The organism is Craterilacuibacter sp., from assembly GCF_051659485.1.
In the GTDB taxonomy this organism is placed as follows: Bacteria; Pseudomonadota; Gammaproteobacteria; order Burkholderiales; family Chromobacteriaceae; genus Craterilacuibacter.
In genome coordinates, this window is the sequence record NZ_JBOFOO010000382.1 from 1 (window position 1) to 2,007 (window position 2,007).

A 2,007-nucleotide genomic window follows, 5' to 3' on the forward strand; every position below is an offset into this window, starting at 1 on the left:
ACATCATGTGCTGGCATGTTTGTCCGGTGAGTTGGGGTGGCAGTTGGATGCATAAAGCTCAACCGCGCGGATACGGTCTTCGTATGAGTACATGGACTACCTCCAAGAAGTCCAAGTTTTTGTTCGCCCCCCCTTCATCCTGCCGAACTTCCTTGATCAATTGCCCCTCGTACCCCAAAATTCCCACCGGGATGACTGCCCCCATATTGTTTACCCGCCTGCGCCCTTAGAAAACACAGGTAGATACTCGATTCTTGGGGGATCAGTCATCCATTTTTACCGTAGTGAAACGACGAAGAGCCAAACTGCTTCTAAGATTCACTGCATCAGCGTACAGGTGACACGGCTTCTGAAAACGCATCGATAATGGCCGCGACGATATGCTCGGCCAGGGCTGGGCTTTGTTCCAGCAAGCGATAGCGCTTGATCAGCTTGTTGGAGATGCTATTACCGTTTTCGCGCACGCTACGGATGATCACATCCAAGTCGTTATCCGGAGCTTCCAGTACTTGTTTGATCGCTTGGCGGGCACGTTCATTGGCTTGCAGAAAGCGGGCTTCGTCTCGCATTTCCAAGCTCAGGGTCTGGTCGATCACATGAGCCAGATACGCCACATGGGCGGTCAGGTCCGGGTAAGCCCAAGCCGGGCGCGCGTCTTCGTACGCATCAAAGTGAAAGTTGAAGACCACGCCGTCTTCTGCCTCAATGCTTTCGGCAAAGCGGTAGTGTTGGTTGTAGCGCTGTAGCAGTGGACGCGAGAAGCGTTCCAGCACCCGGTTGTAGTCCGCCCGGTTGCGTGTGCTGTGGGTGATGGTGGCAGAGACAGGCAAAATAATGGGAGCAGGCACCTGGCCATCCCGCCGCAGTACATCGTTGATCAGGAAGCGTGAAATCCGGCCATTGCCGTCCGCCATAGGGTGCACGTATACAAAGCCGAAGGAGGCTACCGCCGCCCTCAGTAAGGATGCCTGAGCTTGCGTACGGCTCAGGAAGACTGACAAACCACCCAGCATCGGCACAGTATCGTCCCAATGTGGCGCAATATAATCGACTACCGGTTGGTAGTGTGATGTGTGGCCAACAAATACAGGAGATCGACGTAAGCCATAGCGTAATGCCGATTCGCCTAAGATGCCTCGCTGTAGGCTGGTAAGTGTTTCAGGCGCAAAAGGGTCATCGTGACGGCCGCACTCCCTTTCCATTACCGCCGCAAAGCGACGGATGCGGTCTTCTTGCCCTTGCTCTCGTTCGATCTGGAAGCTGGCTCGGCTTTCCTTGACTGTCAGCCATACCGTGCTGCGCAGGATCAGATCCACACCGTAATCGTCCTCTAATTCAACTAGCTTAGCCGCGATGTCGTATGCCTCAGCCTGTCTGATAGCATCCGTACGCCGGACTATAGGGCAGAAATCGCGATTGCCTGGCAAGTTGTCCCGTACCCGCCAACGCGGGTTGTTGATCGGGGCTCCCGTCAGATAGCGCTTGCTATCCAGCGCATCCACATAATTGCCACGCGCTACGCCTGCAAAATCAAGCAGCCTCCCTGCCAGCCATTCATACAGGAAGCCGGCGCGTCTGGCGTAGGCGCCGGTGGGCTCAGCATGGATCCAACCAGTTAGCGCCTCTTTGACCGCAGGCCGTTGAAATAGCCTGCTTAAAAATTCGAGGTGTACTTCTTCATGCTTGAGCGCAAACGTTAGCTGATCCTTCAGTGTTTCGGCTGGCCGGTAACTCTCTGGATAGACCTCTCGTCGGAGGTCATTCTCCAGCACTGTCGTGCGTGAGCTACCGATGGTGCTTTGCACGGCAAACGGATGGACTGGGTCGATGTCGTAGGCCTTGGCAAGCCATTGGTAGCCGATAGTGGGCATCGTTTTGTTTATCCCGTTACTGAAACGATTACATTATGACTATTTTTAGAAAAAATAGTTACAACTAGAGCCGTGACTATGCACAGCCAACCACGTCTAGCTGTAGTGGTTTAATAATCACAGACACCTCGATAGG

At 54.0% G+C, this 2,007-nt stretch carries 1 protein-coding gene; it reads right to left on the reverse strand.

Features of this window, described 5'->3' with window-relative positions:
• Positions 1–326: 326 nt before the first annotated feature.
• Entirely contained in the window at positions 327–1,871 is a 1,545-nt protein-coding gene (locus ACRC1E_RS13195; RefSeq protein ID WP_438515551.1) for a Fic family protein, read from the reverse strand.
• Positions 1,872–2,007: the final 136 nt, after the last annotated feature.

What these genes read in the sequence shown, in the direction of transcription:
- ACRC1E_RS13195 (WP_438515551.1), bottom strand. Translation starts at nt 1,871, where the DNA reads ATGCCCACTATCGGCTACCAATGGCTTGCCAAGGCCTACGACATCGAC.